Here is a 26,421-nt window from a genome sequence, read left to right on the forward strand (position 1 = left end):
TTGCAGTGTCAGGGTCGAGGTGTGGTTCGGAAGTCGACGACCATCTTGCGAGGCGACGATTTCCCGATACCGATGGCATTGGTGACGGCGTAGCTGAGGAAGATGCGCCCGAACTTCAGCCCGTCGACTTGGGACGCGGGAATGAGCACGTCGAGATATTGCGTTTCCTCGCGTCCTCCCGCGGGATTCGATCGCGACTCAAGGTTTTCCGCGCTAATGGTCGTGTTGATCATCCCCGATGCGCTGGGGACGTGAGGACCTTCGTCGAAGCCATCGAAGCTCTTGAACTCAAGGCGCACCTCATCCCCGATGGCGATGTTCTGCCATGCGTCCATGCGAACGATGATGCCGTGATCGCGAAGGAGCTTGTCGCCCTCAATGCCGTAGACCCCGTATTCCGCGAAGTTCTCACTGGCACCCAAGGCGTCGCAATCGGCGAGCGTCGTTCCACCGCCAGGGAGCTCGCTCGGTTGGTGGCAACGGATACGCTGCACACGCGACGTGACATTGACGACGCCAACCGAATCACCAAGATCCCTCGTGACGCGGTACCTGACATCCGCCGTGGCAGGCAAGTTTTCAAGCGCAGCCGAAGGAATGGCGACGGTATGGGGGTAGACCTCGTCTTCGATGATCGACGGCAGCCCCACGGCGGCCTGACCGATGAACACCTGGATGGAGTCGCCCGGCTTCAAGCCGTCCGGATGGTCCGCCTGGGGGATCGAGGCTACCCCGTCATGCTCGCGATCAACCAACGTGATGACGTTGTCGATACCGCGCGCGCCGCCACGAAGGACAGGCAGGGCAAGCCGTTCGTGAACCTCGGTCGAGGGATCGGGGTCGCGGCCCCCGGGGGTGTCCAGGTTGAACCTGATGGTCTCGCCCTGCGACGACAAACGCATATCGTCACGAATGACGTCGTAGCGGCACGAAACCGTTTGTTCGCCGGGTTCACTGGCGGAGACGAGGTTCCACACCAGATTGTACGGGACGGCGATGGAGAGCATGGTCCCCGCGTTGGCCAGATCGCCCGGCAGGACTTCGACAGGAGCGATCGCACGGCTTCCGAGATGAAGACCGATGAGATCGCCCTCGGCACAGGGCGGTGACGTTTGCGGGATATCGACCAGCATGGTCGGCCTCACATCACCGTGGAGAACGATCCCCGGGGTGGCCGAGTTCACGTGCGGTTTCGGAATGTCGATGGGGATATCAACAAGGAGCGCACGAGCGGACGTGATGCGGCTCGGCTGGCTCGCATTACCGGCAAGATCCGACACGGAGTAATAGAAATCCAGAATGCCGTTGCCTTTCAGTGCGACGAGCTTGGCGGCAGGGATTTCCAGCACGGCGTCAGATTCCACCGAGCGGACCTCGAACGATGTGGCCTCGATCTCTCGCGCCGACGAACGATGACGAACGCGGACGTGGATTCTGTCGCCGACAGCGGCACTCGGGTGCATCGGTACCACGCAGCGCAACGCCTTGTTCGGCTGGCGATCGAGGTAAGCCATCGTCAATCCATGAAAATCAACTTCTTCGGGGAGGATGATGCGAGGAAGGGACGGTCCAACCGGCGCTACCCGGTCAATGACCATGAAGGTATGGCGGGACCGCATGGTGGCCCCCAGGGGGCGACGAGATTCGTAGGCGATTCGATACGGGCCGTCGCCCAACGATTGGATCGTCGCCTTGGGTAGCAACAGTTGGACGTACTGACCCACGGGATCGCGAACGGTAACAGCCGTCGATTCGAGAAGTTGGTTCTCAAAGATGAGCATGAACATATGCCCCGGTTGCGTCTCAAGCCCAGGCGTGTCGACGACAGGAGCCAGGATCTCAAGATCGGTGTTGAGCGCGTCGATGGGCAGCGTCTTGCCGTCCCCACGCGCAGCGGGAATGGTCGGCGCCTTATCGAAGGTGACCCGCTCGCCATTTTCGATGCGTGCAATTCGAGGTGCGTTACTTTGCATGGTGGAACCTCCGCTTGTGTTGATGGTGCATTGATTCTGCGGATCGCCACGCTCGCGATGTATAGGTCCGTTCCGACGCGTCGTGAAGGCCTTCGGAGCCGATTCGTGTGCGTAAGCGCGGACGTGGACCCTCTTTGGACTACACAGAGGGAGGGTATCGCTGACGCAAAAATCAGGGATGGACGACATGCCGCCACGTGAAGCGCGTGTTCGAATGCCTCGGTCGCGACGTTGATCGCGACGTGGAAGCCTCGGCCATCGTTCCCGTGGGCATAGTTGATGGTGTGATGAAGTGACTAAGAAGCAGGGCGTTAGACTGTATGAGCGCCGTTTGATCGTTGCCGCGCTGGTGGCTTGTGTTTCTGGTGAGGTATCGGCGGGGTTTGTCGGTAAGGGTGATGACATCCTTGTGCGCGGGCCGGGTGGGGTGCCACAGCTTTGGCGCGCCCCCTATGGCGGCCGGCTGAGCCTGGAAGATGGCGCGAAGGCGCTTTCAGTGGTGGCCTACGGGGCAACCGTCTCGGTGAGCCAGTCGCAGGTATCTGCACTCTCGGGTATCGCCCTCTTCGGTAGCCGCGGTACCGACTTCCTTGTCAGCGGCTCACAGATAGAGAGTGCCGACAATGTTGCCGTGAGCCTGCTCCACCTGGCCGGAGGCGAGGTGTTCACCAGGGCGTCGCGGTTGAGGGTGGCCTCTAGCAAGATCAGCGGGCAGGCTGGGGCCGTTGACATCGATGGGCACGGCAATGCAAGCATCGTCGACTCAAAGGTCATTTCGACGGGAGAAGGGTCGGACGCAGTTCTTCTGGGTGCAGGGTCTTTGCAGGTTTCGGGGCGCTCCCGTATTCACGGCGTAAGGTCGGGCATCACCGTATACGCCGGCTTCGATGCGCCCATGGATGGCGATGGGCGCGTCAGTTTGACGAACTCGACGGTTTCATCCGACTCAGGGCCGGCCATCCGCCTCGAGTCGCATTCGCTAAAGGACGTCGCTGCGGCGTTCGTGGTGTCCGACCACTCGTGGGTCGGCTCGGCGTCGGGTCAGGCCGTTCACGTCGAGCGTGGCGGCGATCTCGATCTGACGGTGGCTCGCTCCACGATCGACGGAAGCGTTGTTCTGGATGACAAGGCGTCGGCGCGCGCGATCCTGAAAGACGAGGCCTCGCTTCGCGGCGCGATTCGCGGTCACCTCGATCTGACCGTCGCGTCAGGATCGACCTGGCTGTCCGATCAGGACTCTAGCCTAAGGACCTTGTCGCTCTCTGGCGGGACGATCGGGTTTACCGAGAGTGAAGCACCCACGCGCGAGATCCGTGTAAGCGGCGACGTCGAAGGATCAGGTGGTGACGTGCATCTTCGGGCGTCCCTGTCACCGGCGGTATCCACGAGCGATCGACTAACCATTGATGGAAGCCTTCGCACCGACGCGCCATTGCGACTATTTGTTACCGCATCGGGTCAGGGTGGTCCGACGGATACGAATGGCAATGGCCGGGCTGATCCTGACGAGGGCCTGTCGTTGGTGCAGGTGGCCGGGAAGGCTTCAGCCGACGCGGTGCAGTTGGCAAACGGCTACGTCATGGCGGGCCCATATCAGTACGCCCTGTACGCGTGGGGGCCCACAGATGGGCACGCAGATAACGGCTGGGACTTCAAGCTCGCCAGCCGGATGGTCACGGAGGGAGCCGGTGATGATTCGACCGACAGTCCGGACGAAACAGTCGACCCTGGCAAGGGGTCGGGCGACAAAGCGCGCCCCGCTGTCACTCCGGAAATTCCTGCCTACCTGTCAGCTTCGTCGGCATCCCTTTCGTACGCCGATAGCATGACTGACGGCCTTCACCAGCGCATGGGCGAGCTCCGCGACAGCGATTTCGCGGGCGATGTAGGCACGGAGTGGTTCCTGCGGCAGCACCAGGCCAAGGAGCGCTACACAAGCAATCGCTCCTTCTCGCAGTACGGCTATAACTTTGACCAGAGCGCTGACTACGTCCAGTTCGGTGGCTCGTTGGTCGCACTTGATGGTGACAATGGTGCGCTACGGGCGGGTTGGGCCATCGACCATGGTACGACCGCCATCACGCCACGTGCCGTGGACGGCTACAGCGTGACACGACTGAAATCCAACGGTTTCTCGGCCTGGCTGACGTGGAAACACGGGACCGGTCTATGGGTGGATACCGCGATCTCGAGCCATCGCCTACGAGGCGGCACCGACACTGCGGTATCCGGCCGTCAGGTAAGTAAGCAGAGCTTGGCGGTTGGAAGCATTTCAGCGGAGATGGGCTTCCCGATCACGCTTTCCCCGTCCTGGACTATCGAGCCACGCGCCCTTGCCGCTTATCGCTCCGTTTCTATAAATAAGGTCGCAGGTCGTAACGGATTGGCAGTCGATGGCGCGCATGGGAGCTACGGTCGATACTCGGCCGGAATTTCACTGATTCGCCACGATGAAAAGTTCACGCCATACGCTCGTGTGAACGTGGAAGCGAGTACTGGGCGTGGAGTGGCCATCAAAGCGCGGGCCAATGACGTTGAGGCACAGTTCGTATCGGGTGCGCCCGGGGCGTCCTACGTGACGTCCGCCGGCTTCAGCGTGCGGCTAGGCGAACGCATCCGGATGTTTGGTGAGTCCGCGTACCGTCACTACATCGGTCGTGGTGGTTTCCAGGGCTGGAGCACAAATATGGGGCTGCGCATGACCCTTTGACGAAAATCCCGGGTTGGCAGGCGATTCGCCTGGCAACCCGGGATTGATTTTCCGCTCGGTGCAGGTGGCGTGTCATTGATAGGGAAAGACCCACCCCCTTGCGGGTCGCTACTAGTTCGGATCGAGCTGGACCGTGTGCTTCGACGGGGACGAAGGCTCGCTCAGGTTCCCCGCACGATCCTCCACCATATAGTAGATATCAAGCCGATCATCGGCCGAGGACTGGCTCAGGTCCAACATGCCGAAAGAGATTTTCGTCGGATCGTCACCGCTCGAAGCGGGTACCGAGGCAATCAGGACGCCATCGCCACCGGTGGGCCTCACATAGACATGGAGTGTGTCGTCTCCGCTGACCCACGCGTAGTCCGGCACGATCCCAACGATCCTTTCGCCAGGAAAGGCCGCAAACGTATCGGAAGTGATCGGCGCCATGTAGAGCGACTCCGGAAATTCGATCCTGGGCAAGAGGCGCCCCCCGGCCGGCTGCCTGTCGATACGAATCTGAACGGATCCAGAGCGAGTCTGGTGGCCCATCGGCTTGAACGTGATGCGGTAGGCGACGTCATGCACGCCGTCGGGCAACGCATGGCAAACCTCCGACGGGATATGCAGCACAACGCCGCCGCCCCCTTCATACACCGCGCGCACGCCATCGAGCGGTGCGCCGTTGAGTAGGGCGTGAAACTCGTCATTCGGCCAAGTGTTGCGTCCAGGATATTTCATGGCCGAAGCATGGATCGTCAAGCCACGACCGAGGGCGGCCGTCGGAATAAGGCCGTCCGCGTACGCGTTGAGGATGAGCGGGGTGTACTCGGGTGCGATGTCTCTTTCCTTGGTATATGCGTCGCTCGTTTCATCTTGCCTGGTCGAGATGGATTCAAATCGGAAGGTCGTGTGGTGCGCCATGATGGTCCTCATTGGTCGTAGCCCCCGGGTGGGACTTGATCAAGGTAGTCATCGCGGCAGTCGGAATCATCAGCGATCGTCTCGCAAAACCTGCTGTTTTCTCGACGCGTCGCGTAGGTGCATTCCTACGTGAGAGGGGGCGTGAGCGCACATCGAGCACGCTTCCGACTACACAACCTTGCGCAGATTCAGACGCACCACGTAGGCGAGCACCGATATCGTGCGCCCGCCTACCGCTGCAAACTGTCGCCTCCATCAACCAGCGAAGGAGACGCCCCATGCCTCGCCGCAGCCCACCCGCCGACCGCATCCAACACGCGGACATCCGCGAATACCTCACCCGCCGCACCAAGGATTACAGTGCCCGCGGGAAGATCCGTAACAACAAGGGCGCCCTCGTCCGCGCCACCGCGTTCCTCTCGCCGCGCGCGCAGCGCACGCCGAGCCGCATCATGTTCGCCGATGGCCTCACGTTCGATGGCGTCACGGCGGCGTCGCTTGCGGATATGCCGCGCGAGGAACTGGTGGGCTACATCCCGAACTTCCAGAACATCCGGGCCGGCGAGGAGGTGCGTCTCTTCTGCACCCACGATGCGGTCGATACCGTGGTGGAGGTGAGCCGCTTCGTCGTCACGAAGGAGGCGCTGGTGCTGGTTGTCCGCTTCCCGCGCTCGGTGCTCGAGGCGTTCGGCATGAGCGGCTATATCGATTTCCGCTATGAGCTGCGCAATGCGGTGGAGGAGTTCACCATCGTGTCGCCTTCGTCGACGTTGTACGTGAACCTGCATGCCACGGCGCGGTACCTGCCGCCGCCCCTGGTGCAGGGCCTGGTCGATGGCGTGGTGGTGCCGGGCAGCTTTTCCGATGGCCTGGTGGTGGACATCCCGGCGACGGAGCCTGCCAGCAAGGGCGGCAATGAGATCCGTGTCCGCATCGGCGAGGCGTGTTTCGAGCCGGTCATCCTCGGCAAGCTCGAGGCATCGCTCGACCCGATGATGCGCTTCATCCTCGCCCGCGAGGATATCCTGCGCATGGCGTCGTTCCACGCCTCGCAGCTCTTCACGGTGGAGGCGTCTTATTCGGTGGAGCAATACGGCGCGCTCAGCGTGTCGACCCCCACGCTGGTGGTGTTCGACCTGCGCACGCCGCCGGCGAACGACTAGGAGGCGGCGGCGACGGGTGTTCCTGGTGCGGCGGCCGCACCCGTGGCATGCACCGGCGGCGCCAGTTCGAAGTCGCGGTAGAGGTTGGGGTTGCCGGTCATGCCGGCCTCGGCGGCCTTGGCGATGTTGTACATTTCGCGGGCGGTCACGTAGTGCAGCACGTGGTCCTTGCCGTCGTTGTAGCGTTGCTCGAGGTAATCGTGCATGTCGTCGACGGGCTTGCCCAGCAGCGTATCCATGTCGCGTTCCTGGGTGCCGTGGGTATGGATCTTGATGAAAATCCACTCCGGCCGGCCCTCGACGTGGATGCCGGTGTCCACCCATTGGTCCACGCGGCTGCGGGTGGGCGGGCAACCCTGGCGAATGTCGGAGTTCTCGATGCGCGGGATGATGCCGAAGCGCCGCTGTTTCCAGTTCAGGCCGAGCACGCCCTGGATGATCAGCAGGTCGCCGCTGGGTTTGCCTCCCACGCGCATGGGTACACCCGTGTCGTGGCCCTTGGGCTTGCCGCAGGCGTCGGCCGCGTAATAGATGCTGTTCGACATCCGCGTCTGGGTATCGCTGGGCGCGGAGGGCAGGGTGAAGTCGGCGTAGCAGCCGAGCTCGCGCAGCAGCACCAGCTCGTTGTTGATGCCGCACCAGCGGCCATCGGGCCGGCTGTTGGCGAGACACCAGTTGCCGTGGATGAAGGCGAATTTGAGTTGCCCGGTCACCGGGTCACGTGGAAGGGCACCGTGGCGCTGATGAAGTAGCCTGTTGAACCGATCCAGGGTGGCGACGAAATTTTCGGGGGTATCGTCGTCGTGGTGGAGGTGGATCTCGATCTCACCAAAGCCGTCGGCACACAGGTGGGCTAGCTTGTCCAGGTGCTCTTCCACGTACTCTTCTTCGGGGTAGAAGAAGCAATGTTGCGGCGGCCGCCCGTCGGCATCGCGGTGCCGACTAGCCATGGCGCGGTACTCCGTGCACCAGCGGTCCACGCGGTGCCGCTGGCGGTCCATGTCCACGCGGCCCCAGTTGGGCTCGAAGTGGTCCACGAAGCAGAACATGATGTGTTTCGTACCTTCTACCCTGGGCGCCTTGCGCCGGGTGAGGTAGCCCCACAGCCAGTACTGCATGTTGCGGGCGCGGATGGCGAAGGCCACGGCCGCGGCGAACAGGGCGAGGGCGGCGCAGGCCGCGACGAGGAGGGGAGCGATCATGCGGTGGCTCCCGCGGGTACCAGGGTAAGGAGTTGTTCGGCGTTGTTGCGCCACTGGCGCTCGCTGGCGATGTAGTCGCGGGCGGCGGCGCCGACGCGGCGCTGTTCGTCGGCCTCACTGGCCAGGGCCAGCACGCGCTCGACGCATGCCGCGGCGTCGCCGCGCGGAAACAGCCAGCCGGTGCGGCCATCGGCGATCACTTCGGCCACGGGGGCGTAGTCGGGCGCCACCACGGCCACGCCCATGCCCATGAGTTCGAACAGCTTCATGGGCGAGCCGTAGTGGTTGGAGTTGGGCAGCACGGCGTAATCCATGCAGGCGATCCAGCTGGCCACCTCGTCGTGGGGCACGCGGCCGGGCAGCAGCACACGCTCGCTGAGGCCGCGCGCGGCCACCAGGTCGCGAACCGCCGGCAGGGTCTTGCCATCGCCCACGAACACCAGCGCAAGGCCCGGGGCTTGGTCGAGGCGGTTGGCGATCGCTTCGACGAACGCGTCCACGCCATGCCAGTGCGCGAACACGCCGATATGCCCGCACACCGTGCGCCCGGTGAGGCCGCGGGCGGCGCGCAGGGCGTCGCGGTCGTATTTCGCCGGGTCGAAAGCGGGCAGGTCCACCGCGTTCGGCGAGATCACCGATGGTGCGATGGCGCCATAGGCCTCGACGGCCTTGTCGCGGAAGTAGGTGGAAATGAAGACCAGCCCCGTGGCCCGGCGGAAGCACCAGCGCTCCACTCGCTGCGCGAGGCGCTTCATCTTCAGCGGCCGCACGCGTTCGACGAGGGCGGAGTCGTTGATCTCCAGCACGATGGGGATGCCGCGCCGCCGCGCCATCCACACGGTGGCGAAGAGGAACAGCGAATAGCGCTCGTACACCAGCCGCGGCGGCGTCGCGCGCCACGCGCGCCCCATCCGGACGAAGGTGACGAGGTTGTAAAGCAACTCGAACATCTCGAAGACCACGCCCGGCAGCTTCGTCACCATCGCCGCGAGCCCTCGCTGGCCCGTGCCGCCGCTAGCCACCGGCGCCGCAGGCGCGGCCGCGACCGAGGCCGCACCGGTAGCCGTACCCGCACCCACACCCGAACCCGCCGGCTTGGCATGCCCATGCTCAGGGTCGGCCCCCGGGAACGACATCACCGACACATCGTGGCCCAGTTCGCGCAAGGCATTGACGATGCCGCGGATATGCACGCCTTCGACGTGCTGGCCCCGGGTGCGGTGGTGGTAGAGGATGTTCACGAATGGCTTCCCGGCAGGGCATCGAAGCGCATGCCGGCGGCGATCCATTCCGGCAGGATGGCATCGAGCGCTTCGGCGGCCTTGTCGCTGTCGTCGTGCATCAGCACGATGTCGCCCGGCGCGGGCGGGTCGTTGCGCAGGCGGTTGATGAGCCAGTCGGTGGGCTGGTCCTGGTAGTCCAGGCTGTCGTACGACCAGTAGACGAAGCTGCGCTTGCGCCGTGCGAAATGCATGAGCAGCTGTGCGCCCACGTAGCCGTGCGGCGGCCGCATGCGGTGGTGCGGCCGGTCGTCGAACAGGCGCAGCAGGGCGTCGGTGCGGTACACCTCGTCGAGCTGCTTGCGCAGGTTCATGTTGCGGAACGACCAGTGGCTGTACGAATGGTTGCCGATCATGTGGCCATCGGCCACGATGCGCGCCACGATCTCGGGGTACTGCTCGATCTTCTCGCCCACCAGGAAGAAGCTGGCCTTCACGCCATGGCGGGCCAGCACGTCCAGCAGCCTGGGCGTGTGTGCGGGCTCCGGGCCGTCATCGAAGCTGAGGTAGCAGGTGGCGTCCTTCTTCGCCCGCGTCATCAGCAGGTGGTCGGGGAGCAGGCCCAGCAGTTCGTGTTTCTTCGGTCGGCGGATCATGCATTCATACTCACGTGGGCCGGCGCGCCGGCGGCGACGCGCCCGAGCATCCGCTCGAGCCGGTCGATGTTGTCTTCCCAGCGGAAGCTGGTGGCATGGGCGGCGATGGCCTCCGGGTCCACGTGGCGGCCCAGCATCTCGGCCAGCGCCGGCGCCAGCAGCTCGGGGTGGTGGGCGGGTACCAGCGTGCCGGCATACGCCGGCACCACCTCGGGGATACCGCCTACGGCGGTGGCCACCACCGGCGTGCCGCAGGCCATGGCTTCCAGCACCACGTTGGGCACGCCCTCGTTGTGGCTGGGCAGGCAGAGCACGTCGGCGGCGCGGAACCAGTCCGGCAGCGAGGCATGCGGCGCCGAGCCCATGAAATGCACCGCGGGCGCGCAGCACAGCGAGGCGGCGCGGTTCTCCAGCGTGGCGCTGTCGGGGCCGTCGCCGACGAAGTAAAGCCGGGCATCCGGCCGCTGCTTGGCCAGCAACGGGAACGCTTCGATCAGGTCCATGCAGCCCTTGGTGACCTTCAGGTTGCCGGCGTACAGCACCACCGGCGCATCCAGCGGCAAGCCCAGCCGCTCGCGCGCCGCACGGCGGTCGCCGCGGCGGAACAGCTTGCCGTCCACGCCGTTGTAGACCGTCTCCACCTGGTCGGGCCGGGCGCCGAGCTCCACGGCCTTCGCGGCCAGGGCCTTGCTCACCGCCAGCACGGCACCGGCGGAGCGCAGCGCATGGCGGATCTGCGGGCGCCGCAGGGGCGAGGCGGCCTGCACGTTGAGGTCGCTGCCGTGCACCTTCACCACGTACGGTACGCCCAGCAGGTGGGCGATCCACGCGGCGGCGGCTGCATCGGGGAACGCCCAGCTGGCCAGGATCACGTCGTAGCGCGCCAGGCGCAGCGCGCGCCCGCGCTGCCACATCACGCACGCGGCGTAGCACAGCGCATTGAGGAAGCGGCCGATGCCCGGTGGGTGGTAGAAGGTGAAATGGTCGCGGTTCACGTGGGGCACGTGCACCTGCCCGCGCGCGCCGGCCATCTTTTCGCGAAAGTCGACCGCGGTGAGCACGTCCACCTCGTGGCGCTCGCCCAGCCGCTCGAACTGCTGGCGGTTGAAGGTGCCGCGCCGCGGGTCCCACGGCGTGGGGAACAGGTTGGTAAGCACGAGGATCTTCACGGCAGCGCCTCCACGTGCCCGAAGTACAGGCGGGTGTAGCGGGCCGCCATGGCCTGCAGCGAGCCGTGCTGCTCCACCCACGAGCGGGCCGCGCGGCCGAACGCGCTGGCCTGCTGCGAGGCGTGCAGCATCTCCACCATGGCGTCGGCCAGCGCCGGTGCATCGCAGGGCGGCACCAGGCGGCCCGTGGCGCGGTCGCGGACGATCTCGGCGTTGCCACCCACGTCGGTGGCCACGATGGGCAGGCCGGCGGCGCAGGCCTCCAGCAAGGCCATGGAATAGCCCTCGGTGACCGAGGACAACACGAAGAGGTCCAGCCCCTGTAGCAACTCGTGCACGTCGTCGCGGTCGCCGAGGAAATGCACGCAGCCGGCGATGCCTTCGTCGAAGGCGCACGCGCGCAGCGTTTCGCGCAGCTCGCCATCGCCGATCAGCACCAGCACGGTATCGCGGCGCAGGTGGCGCACGGCGCGGAACGCGCGGATCAGGCTGGCCTGGTCCTTCGCCCAGTTCAGGCGGCCCACGGTGCCTATGATGCGCGTGCGCGAGGGCACGTTGATGAGCCGGGCCAGGCGCTCGTGCATGGCGTCGTTCGCCACCTCGAACCCGTCGAGGCGGATGCCGTTGGGCACGACGCAGCACTTCCCGGCGGGGAACATGCCCCGGCCCACGGCATCGCGGCGCGCCGCTTCGCACACGGCCACCACGGTATCGGTGGCCGACATGGCGCGGCGGAACAGCCACTCGCGGCGGCCTGGCTTGCGCGTGGCGCCCATGCCGTGCCGCGTGTTCACCACCTGGCGGATGCCCATGCCGGCGCTGGCCAGCACGGCCTGGTAGTGCGCCACGGCGTTATGCGTGTGCAGTACCTCGGTGCGGTGCTCGGCGATGAACTTGCGGGCCAGGCCCACGGCGCGCAGGTCGAAACCCGTACGCTTGTCGCAGGCGCGCACCGGGATGCCCTTGATCTCCAGCTCGGTGGCCATCGCGCCACGCTCGAACAGGCAGACCACCTGCACCTTGTGGCCCTCGCGGTGCTGCTGGGTCACCAGGTCGATGACCATGCGCTCCAGGCCGCCCCGGTTCAGGTTTTCGACGACATGGGTGATGTTCACGGCGTGAGCTCCGAGACGGTGACGCGCAGCTTGCCGCTACGGGTCAGCGGGATATCGTCGACGAAATGGCAATGCAGTTCCGCGCTGTCGCCAAGCACCTTGGCCACCTCGCGCTGGATATAGGAAAGTGACGCATCGTCGAAGCCCTGGCCGCGCACGATCGAGAGGTCCAGCCGGTCGAGCGTGCGCTGCACCAGCTGGAAGCGCGCCAGGCCCGGCACGTCCTTCAGCATGTGCGGGAAGAATTCGCCCGGCAGCACGTGGCCGGCGCGCGTGCGGATGGCGTCAAGCTTGCGCCCGTCGACGCTGGCCAGCAGCGGCAGCCCACGCCCGCAGGCGCACTGGCCGTGGTAATGCGTGGCCATGTCGCCGTTCACGTAGCGGATGAAGGGCATGCCGTAGTTGAAGAGATCGGTGATGCACACCTCGCCGCTGCCGTGCGTCGTGGGCGTGCCGGCGGCGTCGAGCGTCTCCACCATCAGGTGGTCCGCGTTCACGTGCAGGCCATCGCGGTGCTCGCATTCCGAGGCGATGAGCATGAACTCGCGGCAGCCGTAGGTGTTGAACACGGGGGCGCCGAACGCCTGCTCGATCAGCTCGCGCTGGAACGGGTGCAGGGCTTCGGCGGCGCCGATGATCGAGGCCGGGCGCGCCACGCGCCGCCCGGTGGCGAGGAGGAACTGCGCCAGCCGCACCAGCGGGCCCACGTAGGCGACGATCACCTCGGGCTTGTACGCATCGATGGCATCGGCGTACGACGCCAGGTTCGCCTCGGTCATGGCGAAGCTGTTGAGCTGCTTGCGGGCGAAGACGGCGTTGTAGAGCTGGTCCTTCAGCTGGTGCGCCCGGGTGGGCTCGCCCACCGTGCCGCCCCACAGGAACAGCGTGCGCCGGCCCATGCGCGAGCCGGCCCAGCCGTAGCCGCGCCACATCACGGCTACGCGCCGGTCGTTGCTCTCGCGCGTGTAGCCAAAACGCAGGGGCTCGCCGGTGGAGCCACCGGTGGCCTTGTAGGCCAGGCCGTCGCGCAGCGAGGTGGCCTTCAGCCGGTCGCCGTGTTCGCGGATGTCGGCCTTGGTGAGCACCGGCAGCAACGCCACGTCGGCCGGGGTGCGGATATCGGCCGGCGACAGCCCCATCTGCGCCCAGCGGTCGCGGTAGAACGGCACCTCGCGCTGGCACCAGTCGAGCAGCCGCTTCAGCCGGCTGAACTGCAGGTCGCGGATCTGCTCCGCGGGGAGCCACTGGGCCTTCGCGTACTCACGCACATGGCGCGGCGTGCCGCGGCGGCGCAGGCCGCCTTCGTAGGCCGGCCACAGCACGTGGCGGAACAGGGGCTCGTACAGGCTCATTGGGTGCGCAGCAGCACGGCCACGAGGACGAACAGGCCGGCGATGCTGCACATGGCCGCCGGCACCCAGCGCCAGCCATCGCGGGCGAAGCGGAAGGTGGGCAGCTCGGGCCAGCGGCGGCGGGCGCCGACGTAATGCCCAGCCACCACGGCGGTGATCAGGTACAGCACCACCATGTACGTGCGGCTCAGGAAGAACGCGCAGGCGAACAGGCCGCACAGCGACAGCAACAGCGTCAGCGCCAGCTGTTTCTCCATGGCCCACTCTGCCTCCCGCCCCGGTTCGTTGGCGGCAGTATGCGGATGGCGGACGATCGTCAACATCATCCAGAAGCCGTAGCCTACAAAGGCTAGCCATAGGATGAAGCCCAGGAAGCCGGTCTCGGCCAGTGCCAGCACGAACGAGTTATGCGCGGTGAGCTCGTTGTACTCGGTGAAGTTGCCCGGGCCCACGCCCAGCAGGGGGCTGTCGCGGAACATCTCCAGGCCGGCGTACCAGGCGTCGACGCGGCCCGCGGCCGATTCCTCGCCCGCGTCCAGCTCTTCCATGCGCGAGGACAGCACCTTCAGGGCGGCCAGGCCGATGATGCCCAGCGTGCCGGCCACCACGATGCCCTTGCGGTACCAGATGTAGCAGCCCGCGGTCACCAGCACGGCCAGCATGGCGCCGCGCGAGTTGGTCAGGTAGGTGCCGTACAGCAGCAGCACCGCGACGGCCAGCCACAGCCAGCGGCCGCGTGCCCCCTTGCGGCCCAGGAACACGGCCATGGGCAGCGCGGCGGCGAACAACAGGCCCAGGTCGTTCGGGTCGTTGAAGATGCCGACGTACTGGATGCGGTTGCCCTCGCCGATGGGGATGCCCGTCCAGCCCATGCCCGTCTGGGCCTGGCCCACGCCGTGCAGGGCCAGCACCGCGGAGCACGCCACGATGACCCCCATGGCCACGCGCACCCGGCGCTGCGTAGTGCAGCAGGCGCCGAGCACGAAGAAGGCGATGACCACCGGGCCGAAATGCGCCAGCTCGTCGAGCGCGCCGCCGGTCCAGCCGTTGCTCACCTGCGACACCATCAGGATCAGCAGGAAGCAGGGCAGGATGATGAACTGCGGGGCTTCGAACGTCTTGTCGCGCGAGGCAAGCCACGCCAGGAAGGCGAGGCCCAGCACCACCGGCAGGATGGGCACCAGGTCCAGCCCGGGCACGTAATCCTGCGGGCGGATGATGGTGAGGACCACATACAGGAGGATCAGGGGGAACATGCCTGCTCCTGCGGCCCGTGCGCCTCGTGCGCCGCCGTGGGGTAGCTCATCAGCTGGGGCAGGGCCAGCATGGCCGCGAACCAGCCCGGGCCCATGTTGGCCTCCACCGGCAGGCGGTACAGGGAATAGCGGTTCTCGGAGGGCTCCGGGTTGGTGCCGCATATATAGCTGCAGGCCAGCTGGAAACCGGCCTTGCGCGTCGCGTCGATCACCGCCTCGTTCCAGGCGCGGTCGCCGCCCACCGGGTAGGACATGAGCACCGCCGGGTTGCGCAGCTCGCGGTCCAGCGTGCGCTTGGAGGCCAGGATCTCGGCTTCCATCTCCTCGACGGGCAGGCGGGCCAGCATGCGGTGGTGCACGCCGTGCGAGCCGAACTCCAGCCCCGCCGCCTCCATCTCGCGCGCCTGGTCCCAGGTCATGGGGCGGCAATCCACCGGGCGGGCGCTGGCCGACGGCATGTTCCACTCCTGCTCGAGCCGCTCGGTCATGCTGCTCTGGCCATGGGCATCGAGCCACTTCATGCGTAGCAGCACGTTGCCGGCGATGCGGCGGCGGAGCAGGCGGTCGTCGGGCAGCGGCACGTCGATGCCGAGCTCGGGCAGCACGAGGCGTGGCGCCTTCGTCAGCAGGATCATGTGCACGAGCCAGTCGTACGAGTACGGCTCGCCCGAGTCGATGTGGCCCGTGGAGACGAAGAACGTGGCCGGCACGCCTACCTCGTCAAGGATGGGCGCGGCGATGCGGTAGTTGTCGTCGTAGCCGTCGTCGAAGGTCACCGCCACCGTGTCCGGCGGCAGGGCCTCGCCCGCATCCAGCGCGGCGACGATGTCGGTGAGGCGCATGGGGCGGAAGTACTTCTTCAGCCGGCGCATCTGCTCTCGGAATTCCTCGGGCGGCGTGCTGATGAGCTCCATGTCGAACTCGTACGTGGCCGGATCGGGGATCGGCATCACCCGGTGGTACGCGAGGATGCGCAGGTCGCGCTGCCACCAGGAGCGCACGCGTTGCAGCGAATGCAGCAGGCCGCTGGAGTAGCAAAGTTCGCCCAGCCTGCCCCGGATGCCGGGGGCGCCTCGTTGGTTCATCTCGATCACCATAGGTGGAGCCTGCGGTTGCGTGCGAAGGCCAGGAGGGCCTGCGCGGCGAAAAGGTTGAGGTAGAAGAAGGCCACCACGATGCGCGCGGGCAGCCACGTGCCCACGCCGGGGCGCATCCGCGCCACGCCCACGAGCAGGGCGGCCGCGGCCAGGCCGCAGAAGGCCAGCGCGTACATCGGGTGGTGGTTGAACAGGTAGCCCGTGGCGAGGGTGAGCGCCACGATCAGCCACGGCGCCACCAGGCGCAGCAGCTTGTGGCTCACGAAGCGGAACCACAGCGGGTTGCGCCACGGCACCAGCAGCCACGGCGCCAGCTGCACCAGCTGGAAATTACCGGCCAGCGTGCGGATCTTGCGGCGGCGCTCGGCCTCGGGTTCCTGCGAGGGTTCGTCCCAGGCCATGGCGCGCGGCTCGAACACCACGCGCTTGCCCTGCGCCGCGACGCGCATGGGCACCAGCACGTCGTCGAGCACGGTACCCGGCGGCAGCGGCGTGAACAGCGAGCGCCGCATGGCGTACAGCGCGCCGCTGACGCCGACCATCGAGCCGGTGCTGCTCTCGGCCTGGCGGATCAGCTTCTCGTAGCGCCAGTAGAAATCCACGCCCTGGGCGAAGCCGGTGCGCACATTCTCCATGTGCAGTTCACCGCCCACGGCGCCGACGCTGGGGTCGCCGAGGTTGGCGACCAGCTCCTTCAGCGCGCCGGGCGAGAGGCGCTGGCGGATGTCGGTCATCAACAGCACGTCGCCGCGCGTAAGCCGCACGGCGTCGTTCACGCAGGCCGCCTTGCCGCGGCGGTTCGGGAAATCGAGCACGGTGAGGCGCGGGTCGGTGCTGCGCCGGGCCGTCGCCACGCTGTGGTCGTGGCAGCCGTCGCAGGCGATGACGATGTCGATCAGTTCGGGCGGGTAGTCCAGCGCCTGCAGGTTGGCCAGCTTGTTGCGGATGTAGCGCTCGCCGTCGTGCACGGCGATGACGATGCTGACGGTAGGCAGCCACGCCTGCTTCGCCACGGGCCGCGGCCGCACGCGGGCCAGCAGCCACATGATCGCCGGGTACCCGGCGAACACATGCACCAGCAACAGCGCCGAGCCCCAGCAGGCCAACCACGCGAGATGTGTCATGACGTCTTCCCCCTTCCTGCGACGTCGCGCTCAACCGCGCCCGAAGAGCCTGCCGAACAGGCCCCCTCGTTTCGCGGGGGGTGGCCCCGCCGGCGTCGCCAGCGCCAGGTCGGCGGCCAGGGTGCCCAGCGTGCCGTTGGCGATGTCGAGCAGGTTCATCTGGATACCGGTGAGCTTCTGCACGCGCTGGGCCATGTCCACGGCAAGCAGTGAATGGCCACCCACGTCGAAGAAGTTGTCGCTGGTGCGGATGCGGGTCATGCCCAGCAACTCGTGCCACACGCTGGCCAGCAGCAGCTCGCTGTCGGTGGTGGGCTCGACGCTGACCATCCCGGCATCGTTCGCGGCGGCACGTTCCTCCGGCAGCGGCAGGCCGTCCACGTCGGGCTCGCCGGTGGCGAGCAGCGGCATGGCGTCGAGCAGCATCAGGTGCGCGGGCATCGACCATGCCGGCAGCTGGCCGGCAAGGGCGGCGCGCAGGCTGTCCGGGTCGAGCTGGAAGCCGGGCGCGCCCACCGCGTAGGCATCGATGCGCTGCTCGCCCAGGCGATTGGTGCGTGGCACCGCGAGCGCGCGGACCACGCCCGCCTGCGCAAGCAGCACGGCCTCGATGGCGGCCGGTTCGATATCCAGGCCATGGCGGCGGATGCGGCGGTCTTCGCGGTCGAGCACCTGCACCTGGCCCTCGGCCAGCCAGCGGCCGCGGTAGCCCGTGCGCAGCAGGTGCTCGGCACCGGGCGCGTGGTCGGCCGTGGCGCGGGTACCGAAACGCTGCGACAGCGCCTCGCCAGCCAGGGCGATCTCGCCCGTGGCACCGATGGGGCAGGGCTCGCCGTCGTTGTCGAGGATCCAGATGTAGTTGCCACCGATGGGGCGGCCTTCATGCATGGCATCGGCGGCGCGCTCGACGCGGCCGCAGGTGGCGGCCGGCGCGGTCATCGCATCGCCGAACAGCGTCCACAGGCCGGCCGTGGCATCAGCGATGCGGCTGGCCGTTTCGCGGGTCGGCGTGCCGCCGAGCATGGCGGCGCGCAGCTGGCCGTCGCCCGCCCAGCCCTTTTCGAACAGGGTATTCCAGGTTTCCGGCGAGGCGATGAAGCAATCGAGGTCGGGCAACTCGCCATTGGCGAGGTCGTGTGGCGCCGGCACCCGCCACGTCGCGCCGGTGCTGAGCGCGAGCAGGGGTTCGATCACCGACATGGGGTCGGCCGGCATGGCGTCGCCGCTGAGGCACTGGCCCGCGTCGATGGCCAGGCCATCGGTAAGGCCATGCACCATGCCGGCGATGGCGGCGTGCGAAAGCGAGGCGCCCACGGCGCGGCCGTCGGGGCCCGGCACGTGGAAGGCGATGGCGGGTGCGTCGGCACAGGCGCGGCTGCCGAAGGCGCTGGCATCCACTTCCACCGCCATGAGCTCGGCGTGGTGCGCATCCAGCCACAGCGCGCAGGCGCGCGGCCAGTCGAGCGAGGCCTCGAGCGCGCTGTCGCCGATGAGCACCGTCATGCGGCCATCGGTGACGATGTCGCGCAGGCGGGCGGCCGGGTCGTTGCGATCGAGCAGCAGGGCGGTGCCGCCGGTGAGGCTGATGGCGAGGAGGCCGGCTAGGCGGTCGACGCCAGGCTCGACGCACAAGCCGACCACCGAGCCGTTGGCCGCGCCGCGCTCGCGCAGCAGCGTGGCCATGCGCAAGGCATGCGCCACCAGCTGCGCGTAGCCCTGCTTGCGCACGCCGTGCATCACGGCCGTGGCATCCGGGCTTTCCTTCGCCTGCGCATCCACCATCGCGAACAGGTCGGCCGGCAGCGGCGAGCCGCCGCAGCCCGCGTTCCAGGTGCGCATGCGGTCGCGCTCGAGCGTGCTGGCGGCCGTGAGCTGGCCGACGGCGATGTGCGGGTTCAGCGATACCACGTGCATCATGTCGAGGTAGCGCTCGCGCATCAGCTTCGCGGTGCTCGACTGCAGCAGGTCGGCGTTATAGGTGACGCCGCCGACCATGCCGCGCTGGCTCTCGAGGAACCACATGCCGAGGTCTTCGGTGGCGCCGCTCTGGAACAGCAGGATCTGCTCGTGGTCCAGGCCACCCCAATCCACGGCGCGCTGGCGCGCATCCTGGAACGAGAACAGCGCCTGGTAGAGCGTGGCGCCGGCGCCATGGCCCACCTTCAGCTCGCGCTGCAGGTATTCCAGCGGCACGTCGGGGCAGCCGAAGGCATCGATGGCGGTGCGCTTCACATGGCGCACGAACTCCAGGAACGACAGGCCCGGGTCCACGTGCACGTGCAGCGGCAGCAGGTTATTGAAATACCCCATCACCGATTCGACTTCGGCCTGGTTGCGGGCGCGCACCGGCGTGCCCACCACCAGGTCGCGCTGGCCCGCCGAGCTCGAGAGCATGGCGAAATACAGGGCGAGCAGGGTCATGTTGAGCGTGGCATCCGCCTGGCGGGCCACGTCGTGCATCGCATCGGTGTGCTCGCGCGAGACATGGATCCACTCGGTGCGGCCCAGGCCCGACATACCGGGGCGGCGCGGGTAGTCCGTCGGCAGCGCGCGTACGTCACCCACCTGGGCAAGGCGGTCGCGCCAGAACGAGAGCTGGGTCTGGAACGCCGGTGAATCGAGCCACTGCGCGTGCCACTCCGCGTAATCGCCATAGGTGACCGGCAGCGGTGCGAGCGGCGAAGGCTGGCCCGCGGCGAACGCGCGGTACAGGGCCGAGAGCTCGTTGTAGAAGATATCGAACGACCAGCCGTCCCAGATGATGTGGTGCGGCATGAAGAACATCGCGTGCTCGGTGGCCGACAGCTTAAACACGCGGGCGCTGAACAGCGGCGCGGTGCCCAGGTCGAACGGCGTGTCGGTGAGCTCGCGCAGGCGCGCGGCCAGTTTCTCTTCGCGCGCGGTGGGCTCCAGGTGGCTGAGGTCCTCGGCCGGGAACAGCGGGTAGGTGAGCTGCGCCTGCACCACCTGCATCACGTCCGCCCCCATGTCGCGGATGGCGGTGCGCATGCTGGGCTGGCGCTGGATCAGGGCCTGGAAGGCCATGTCGAAGGCGTGCTCGTCCATCGTGCCGCGCAGGCGGTGGGCCGACGGCGCGTTATAGGTGACGCGGCCCGGGTTCAGGCGCTCGAGCGCCCACAGGCGGCGCTGCATCAGTGACAGCGGCGCCTGCACCTGGGCCTGCTCGTCGCGGTGGATGATCGGCTCGGCCGGCGGCGTGTTGCCCGCGGCCACCTGCGAACCGATGGCCGCGGCCAGCTGCTCGATGGTGGGGGCGTCGAACAGCGTGCGGAACGACAGGGTGATGCCGAACTCGCGGTTGAGGCGCGCGGTGAGCTGGGCGGCCAGCAGCGAGTGCCCACCCAGGGCGAAGAAGTCGTCGCGCACGTCGAGATCCGGCAGGCACAGCGTCGCTTCCATCGCCGCGGCCACGCGGCGTTCATCCTCGTTGCGCGGCGCCACGCGCTCGCCGGTTTCCGCCAGCGAGTGCGCCATGGGCGCCGGCAGCGCCTTGCGATCGGTCTTGCCATTGGGCAGCAGCGGGATCGCGTCGAGCAGCATGATGTGCTGCGGCACCATGTAATCCGGCAGGCGGGCGCGGGTGGCGCCGCGCAGCATGTCCTCGTCCAGCGGCATGCCCTCGCGCGCCACCACGTAGGCGACCAGGCGCACATCGCCGGGGCGGTCCTCGCGGGCGATGACGACGGCGCGCGCCACGGCAGGCACGTCGGCGAGCACGCATTCGATTTCACCCGGCTCGATGCGGTAGCCGCGCACCTTCACCTGGAAATCGAGGCGGCCCAGGTGCTCCAGCAGGCCGTTGGCCAGCCAGCGGCCGCGGTCGCCGGTCCTGTACATGCGCGAGTCGGGCGTCTCGGACCAGGGATCGGGCACGAAGCGCTCGGCGGTGAGGTCGGGGCGTTCGAGGTAGCCGAGCGTCACGCCCGCGCCACCGATGTGGATCTCGCCCGGCACGCCGAGCGGGCAGTGGTTGCCCTGCTCGTCGAGGATGTGCACCGTGGTGTTGGCGATGGGGCGGCCGATGTAGATGCCTTCGCGCGGGTCGGAGACGCGCCAGTAGGTGGAATACACCGTGGTTTCGGTCGGGCCGTAACCGTTCCACACCTCGCCGCAGCGATCGAGCAGGGCTTCGGCCAGGTCCACCGGCAGCGGCTCGCCGCCGGAGACGGCGCGGAACGCCGGGCGGCCATGCCAGCCCGCGTCCACGAGCAGGCGCCAGCCCGCTGGCGTGGCCTGCATCATCGTGGCGTCCACATCCTCGATGAGCCGGCGCAGCTGCGCACCGTCGCGCACGTCGTCGCGGCCGGCCACCACGATCTCGGCGCCGCTGGTGAGCGGCAGCAGCAGTTCCATGAACGCGATATCGAAGCTCAGCGTCGTCACCGCCACCAGGCGGTCGTCCGGCGCGATGCCGGGCACGCGCTGCATGCTGGTGAGGAAGTTGGCGGCCGCGCGATGCGGCACGCGCACGCCCTTGGGGCGGCCCGTGGAGCCCGAGGTGAAGATCACATAGGCGACGGAATCGGGGGTCGCCGCCTTGCGATTACGCTCCGGACGGTCGACGGAGGCGTACTTTACCTCGTCGCTGTTGAGGGCAAGGATGCGCTTCGCGTCGAAGTCGAAGGAAAGCGGCGCGTCGTCATCCACCACGAGGGCGGCGAGCGCGGCGTCTTCGGCCATGAAGGCGAGGCGATCAGCCGGGAACGCCGGGTCGAGCGGCACGTAGCCGGCGCCGCTCTTCAGCACGCCAAGTACGGCGGCCACCATGTCGAGGCCGCGCGCCAGCGAGATGCCCACCAGCATGCCGTGGCCGATGCCGCGCTCGCGCAGGCTGTTGGCGATGCGGTTGGCGCGCGATTCCAGCGCGGCGTAGGTGAGCGCGCGCTCGCCGTAACGCACGGCGGCGCGCTCGGGCGCGCGGTCCACCTGCTGTTCGAAAAATTCGTGCGCCAGGCGCAGCTCCGGGAACGGCGTGGGTGCCGGCTGCAGCGCAGCCAGTTCACGGTACACCGCGTCGGAGACGACGGGCAGCTTCGCCACCGCCTCGGCCGGGGCCAGCGCCGCTTCGCGCAGCAGCATGGCGTAGGCATCGAGCCAGCCCTGGATCGTCGCACCCTCGAACAGATCGGCGTTGTACTGGCATTCCAGGCGCAGGGCGCCGTCGACCTGCACCGCGTTGATGAACAGCTCGAAGTTCTCGTACTCGCGCGGGATGGCGTCGACGGTGAAGCGCAGGCCCGGGAAGGTCACCGTGCTTTCATCGAGCACCGCGTCGAGGTTGAACAGCACGCTGACCAGCGGCAGGCGCGAGGGGTCGCGCGTCATCGACAGCTTCGGCAGCAGGCTGCCCAGGGTGTAGCGCTGGTGTTCGAACGCGTCGAGCAGGTCGTTGCGGACGGCGCCCAGCACGGCGTTGAAGGCGGCGCCGTCGTCGATGCGCGCGCGCAGCGGCAGCACGTTCACGGCATGGCCCACCAGCGTATCCAGGCCTTCGGCGGCCTGGCCGGCGGTGGGGATGCCGATGACGACATCGTCCTGGCCCGCCACGCGGCGCAGCAGCAGGGCGAAGCCGGCCAGCAGCGTGGCGTACAGGCTGGCGCCGTGCGAGGCGCCCAGGCGCTTGATGGCCGCCACCTCGGTGGCGTCCAGGGTGCGGTCTTCGCGCCGTGAGGTGAACGTACGGCGGCGCGGACGCGAGCGGTCGGTGGGGAGGTCCAGTGCTGGAGCCGTGCCGGCAAAGCGGGCCAGCCAGTACTGTTCATCGTCCCGTGCCGTTCCCGTGCCGGCGTGCGTGGCCTCGGCCAACGCGAAGTTCGAGAACGCGTGCGCTGGGGCCGGGCCGGGGCCCTGGCCGGTGCGCTGCGCGTAAAGGGCGGCGAGGTCGCGGACGATCACGCCGAACGACCAGCCGTCGCACACGATGTGGTGCGCGGCGATGGTCAGGATGTGGTGCTCGGGGCCCAGGCGGAACAGTTCCGCGCGCACCAGCGGGCCATGTTCCAGGTCGAACGGCGTGGTGACGATGCGCGAATAGGCCGCCATCAGCCGGGCATCGCTCTCGAACGGGGCCAGCAGGCCCAGGTCGTGGGTGGCGATGGGCAGCACGGTGTGTTCGGCGACGAAGAGGCTTCCGCCATCGCCGCTGAAGGTGGCACGCAAGGCCTCGTGGCGGTCGACCACCGCCTGCAGCGCGGCCTCGAGGGCCGGTACGTCGAGCAAGCCCCGCAGGGTGACCGCGATCGCCTCGTTGTACGCCAGCGAGGCTTCCGGCTCCAGCCGGGATGCCAGCCACACCTCGCGTTGCGGCTCCGTCGTCGGCACGAGGTGCGAAACCGCCGCACCGGCGAACGGGTCATAGTCGACCGCCGTGGCGGCGGCCAGCTCTTGGGGCGTCATGCGGTAACCCTCAGGTACTTGCCCGGCGCATCCGGGTTGGGAACGAACCACGCGGGCTGGCCGTCCGGATCCTTGCCAAGCCGCGCACCGGGCACGGGCGGGCTGTTGGGATCGAAGGCGGTGGCGTCGCGTTGCTGGCGCGGCAGGAATTCCGCTTCCTGCATTTCAAGGATCGATTCACGGAACGCGTTGGCGATGGCGGCGAAATCTTCCTCGCGGTGCGCCGTGGTGAAGAAGCAGGGGAAGTTGTCCAGGATGTGGATGCCGCGGCTGCGCATCATCGCGAACAGCAGCTCCTGCATCGGGTGGTCTTCGGTGAACGTGGTCTTCCACACCGAGGCGAAGTGCACGACCTTCACCGGCGCGCCGACGCTGGCGCAGAAGGCGTTGAGGTCCTCGGCCATGGCGGTGACCTTCGCGTTCAGCGTGGCCTGTAGGTCGGCGCCCTGCTGCTGCAGGTGGGTAAGCACCGCGTGCGCCGCGGCCAGGGCCAGCGGGTGGCGCACGAAGGTGCCGGCGAAGTAGGTGACGCCCACCGTCGGCACCGAGGCGTCGCCGAACTGCCAGTCGCCGCCGTCCAGCGCATCCATGAAGCGGCGCTTGCCGGCGATGACGCCGATGGGGAAGCCGCCGCCGACGACCTTGCCGTAGCTGGCCATGTCCGCGTCGATGCCGAGCACGTGCTGCGCGCCGCGCGGGTGCGAGCGGAAGCCGGTGACCACTTCGTCGAAGATGAGCAGCGAGCCGCTCTCCTCGGTGATGGCGCGCACTTCCTGCAGGAATTCGATGGGCTTGAAATCGGGACGGCGGCTCTGCACCGGTTCCACCAGCACCGCTGCGATCTCGTGCGCGCGTTCGCGGATGATCTGCAGCGACTCGGGCGTGCCGTAGTCGAGCACCAGCACGTGCTCGGCGGTGTTGCGCAGGATGCCCGGCGCGGCTGGGATCGACTTCAGCTTCTTGGTGCCGCGCACGATCACTTCGTCGAAGATGCCGTGGTACGAGCCGGTGAAGATCACCAGGGTGTCGCGGCCAGTGACCGTGCGGGCCACGCGCACGCAGCCCATCACCGCCTCGGAGCCGGTGTTGCACAGCGCGGCGCGGTCGAAGCCGGTCAGGTCGCAGACCTGCTTCGCCACCGTGCCGGCGAGCGGGTGCTGCGGGCCGATCTCGTAGCCGGCATCGAGCTGTGCGCGCACGGCATCGAGCACGAAATCAGGCTGCCAGCCGAACAGGTTCATGCCGAAGCCGTTGAGGGCATCGATGTACTCGTTGCCGTCGAGGTCCCACACCTTGGGGCCCTTCGAGCGCTCGACCACGATCTGGTAGATGATTTCCTTCACCAGCGGGCGGAAGCCGTTCACCACGCGCGGGTCGGCCAGGTGGCCGCGGTGTTCGACGGTATAGGCCTTCGAAGCCTTGGTGCGCTCGATGTAGCGGCGCATGAAGGCGTCAAGGCGGGCGCGCTGGCGGCCGCTGAGCTCGGTGCCGCCCGTGTGGATGCGGGCGATGGCGCCGAAGGCTTTCTTGACGTCGTAGGTGGTGTGGGCCAGGGCGGCTTCTTCGGCGTCATTCGCTGCGTTGGCCGTCGGCTGGGCCGACGGATCGCGCACGGAGTGCGCTCCTACAGCGGCGGTGGCCGGTGCGGCGGTGGCCGGAGCGGCGGTGGCCGGTGCGGCGGCAGTGGTAGCCGTGGCTGCCGCCGCCGGGATGGGGTTCGCCGCCGGGGCGGCAGCGCCCGACAGCAACGCCAGCTGATCCCGCATGATCTGCATTTGCTGCGCGATCACGTCCTGGATCAAGCCACCACCCGCCGCTATCGGGGCGACGGGTGCTGCCACCATGGCGGGCGCGGTAGGGACCACTGCCGCCACGGGTGCCGCCGGCGTGGTATCCGCCGGCAGGAGACGATCGATGTGCGAGGCGAGGCGCTCGAACGAGGAGCAGCCATCCATCAGCTCGCGAAAAGTGATTTTCAGCGCGTAAGTCTTCTGCAACTGCAAGGCCACCTGGGTCAGCGACAGCGAATCCAGGCCCAGCTCCACGAAGTTCGCGGCGGGGTCGATGTTATCCAGCTCCGTGCCCGAGACATCCTCGAACAGGGCGACAAGCTCGGTGACAAGGCGCTGCGGGCGGGCGGAAGCGACAGGCGTAGGCATGGAAGACTCCACAAAGTGCTGCAAGGTATGTGTCATGTCGGCGGCGCCGCCCCCTGTAGGAGCGCACTCCGTGCGCGATCCGCCGACAACGTCGGCGGCAACAAGCGAAAGAGGCAGCCCCGCGGCAATCGCCGTAACAGAAGCTGCGCCACGCGCTTCAACCCAATGCCGCTTCCGCTCAAACGGATACGTCGGCAAGCGAACGCGGCGGCGGTTATCGCGATGGTCGAAGGCATCGACATCGACGCCCACGCCAGCAGCCCACAGGGCCCCGGCGGCGTTAAGCAGCGCAGCGCGCTCTTCGCCAGCGTTGTCACCCAGCGAAGCCATGAAAGTGCGCCCGCGCGCCTGCGCATGCTGGCGGCCCAGTTGCGTGAGGCTGCTGCGCGGGCCCACTTCGACGAATGCGTGCGTCGCGGTGTCGAGCGCGTGCAGCAGTGCCGGCGAAAAGCGCACGGTGTCGCGCAGGTGGTGGGTCCAGTAATCGGCCGAGGTGGCTTCATCCGCCGTGAGCGGCAGCCCCGTGGCCGTGGAGATGATCGGCAGGCGCGGGGCCTGCAGGGCGATGCCCTGCACCTCGGCGCGGAAGGTGGCCAGCACCGGCTCCATCATCGCGGAGTGGAATGCGTGCGAGGTATGCAGCAGGCGGCAGGCGATGCCGTCGGCATCCAGCGCGCGGCGGAAGGCCTCGACCTCGTCATGCGTGCCGGACGCGACCGTTGCATTCGGTGCGTTCTCGGCCGCGAGAGACAAAGCACCCGGGAGCCGCGCCCGCAATTCGGCGGCCCCCAGGCGAACGGAAAGCATGGCACCGGAAGGCAGCGCCTGCATGAGGCGGCCGCGGCGGGCGACGAGGCGGGCGGCCGCGGCCAGCGGCATGACACCCGCCAGCACCGCCGCGG

The 26,421-nt window shown here is 67.8% G+C and carries 15 protein-coding genes; 2 read left to right on the top strand and 13 right to left on the bottom strand.

All coding sequences use genetic code 11. The features are described from left to right. Positions 1–8: 8 nt before the first annotated feature. Positions 9–1,973 (bottom strand): hypothetical protein, encoded by a 1,965-nt coding sequence (locus VI08_RS15060; protein ID WP_045830430.1) that lies wholly within the window; start codon positions 1,971–1,973, stop codon positions 9–11. A 292-nt stretch (positions 1,974–2,265) separates the two neighbouring features. On the opposite strand from VI08_RS15060, the gene VI08_RS15065 reads away from it, so the two are divergent. Continuing rightward, positions 2,266–4,683: an autotransporter outer membrane beta-barrel domain-containing protein gene (locus VI08_RS15065; RefSeq protein WP_045830431.1), complete on the top strand. Its 2,418-nt coding sequence runs from the start codon at positions 2,266–2,268 to the stop codon at positions 4,681–4,683. Between the two features lie 111 nt (positions 4,684–4,794). Here VI08_RS15065 and VI08_RS15070 read toward each other — a convergent pair whose 3' ends face one another. Beyond that, positions 4,795–5,589: a hypothetical protein gene (locus VI08_RS15070; RefSeq protein ID WP_045830432.1), complete on the bottom strand. Its 795-nt coding sequence runs from the start codon at positions 5,587–5,589 to the stop codon at positions 4,795–4,797. Between the two features lie 278 nt (positions 5,590–5,867). Between VI08_RS15070 and VI08_RS15075 the strand changes: the two genes are divergently transcribed. Further along, entirely contained in the window at positions 5,868–6,752 is an 885-nt protein-coding gene (locus tag VI08_RS15075; protein WP_045830433.1) for a hypothetical protein, read from the top strand. Here the strand turns inward: VI08_RS15075 and VI08_RS15080 are convergent. The 11 genes from VI08_RS15080 to VI08_RS15130 all read right to left on the bottom strand — a co-directional run. Then, on the bottom strand, positions 6,749–7,954 hold the full coding sequence (locus VI08_RS15080) for a hypothetical protein (RefSeq protein WP_045830434.1): 1,206 nt from the start codon (positions 7,952–7,954) through the stop codon (positions 6,749–6,751). The two genes, VI08_RS15075 and VI08_RS15080, sit on opposite strands and share 4 nt — an antisense overlap. Next, entirely contained in the window at positions 7,951–9,195 is a 1,245-nt protein-coding gene (locus VI08_RS15085) for a glycosyltransferase (RefSeq protein ID WP_045830435.1), read from the bottom strand. The genes VI08_RS15080 and VI08_RS15085 overlap by 4 nt, the downstream gene beginning before the upstream one ends. Further along, positions 9,192–9,830, bottom strand: a complete 639-nt coding sequence (locus VI08_RS15090) for a polysaccharide deacetylase family protein (protein ID WP_045830436.1) — start codon at positions 9,828–9,830, stop codon at positions 9,192–9,194. The genes VI08_RS15085 and VI08_RS15090 overlap by 4 nt, the downstream gene beginning before the upstream one ends. Next, positions 9,827–10,999 (bottom strand): glycosyltransferase family 4 protein, encoded by a 1,173-nt coding sequence (locus VI08_RS15095; protein WP_045830437.1) that lies wholly within the window; start codon positions 10,997–10,999, stop codon positions 9,827–9,829. Before VI08_RS15095 ends, VI08_RS15090 begins: the two co-directional genes overlap by 4 nt. Next, positions 10,996–12,114 (bottom strand): glycosyltransferase, encoded by a 1,119-nt coding sequence (locus VI08_RS15100; protein ID WP_045830438.1) that lies wholly within the window; start codon positions 12,112–12,114, stop codon positions 10,996–10,998. The genes VI08_RS15095 and VI08_RS15100 overlap by 4 nt, the downstream gene beginning before the upstream one ends. After that, positions 12,111–13,466, bottom strand: a complete 1,356-nt coding sequence (locus tag VI08_RS15105) for a phenylacetate--CoA ligase family protein (RefSeq protein ID WP_045830439.1) — start codon at positions 13,464–13,466, stop codon at positions 12,111–12,113. Before VI08_RS15105 ends, VI08_RS15100 begins: the two co-directional genes overlap by 4 nt. Further along, a complete protein-coding gene (locus tag VI08_RS15110; protein WP_045830440.1) occupies positions 13,463–14,722 on the bottom strand; it encodes an O-antigen ligase family protein in 1,260 nt (419 codons plus the stop codon). The genes VI08_RS15105 and VI08_RS15110 overlap by 4 nt, the downstream gene beginning before the upstream one ends. After that, positions 14,710–15,807: a polysaccharide deacetylase family protein gene (locus VI08_RS15115; RefSeq protein WP_232309565.1), complete on the bottom strand. Its 1,098-nt coding sequence runs from the start codon at positions 15,805–15,807 to the stop codon at positions 14,710–14,712. The genes VI08_RS15110 and VI08_RS15115 overlap by 13 nt, the downstream gene beginning before the upstream one ends. A 5-nt stretch (positions 15,808–15,812) precedes the next feature. Continuing rightward, positions 15,813–16,943 (bottom strand): glycosyltransferase family 2 protein, encoded by a 1,131-nt coding sequence (locus tag VI08_RS15120; protein ID WP_045830442.1) that lies wholly within the window; start codon positions 16,941–16,943, stop codon positions 15,813–15,815. 30 nt (positions 16,944–16,973) lie between these two features. Then, positions 16,974–23,360, bottom strand: coding sequence for a non-ribosomal peptide synthetase (locus VI08_RS15125; RefSeq protein WP_052697988.1), 6,387 nt, complete (start codon positions 23,358–23,360; stop codon positions 16,974–16,976). After that, on the bottom strand, positions 23,357–26,421 hold a 3,065-nt coding region (locus tag VI08_RS15130), incomplete at its 5' end, for an aminotransferase class III-fold pyridoxal phosphate-dependent enzyme (RefSeq protein WP_045830449.1). The genes VI08_RS15130 and VI08_RS15125, both read right to left, overlap by 4 nt.

It is taken from the genome of Luteibacter yeojuensis, from assembly GCF_000964085.1.
Taxonomy (GTDB): domain Bacteria; phylum Pseudomonadota; class Gammaproteobacteria; order Xanthomonadales; family Rhodanobacteraceae; genus Luteibacter; species Luteibacter yeojuensis_A.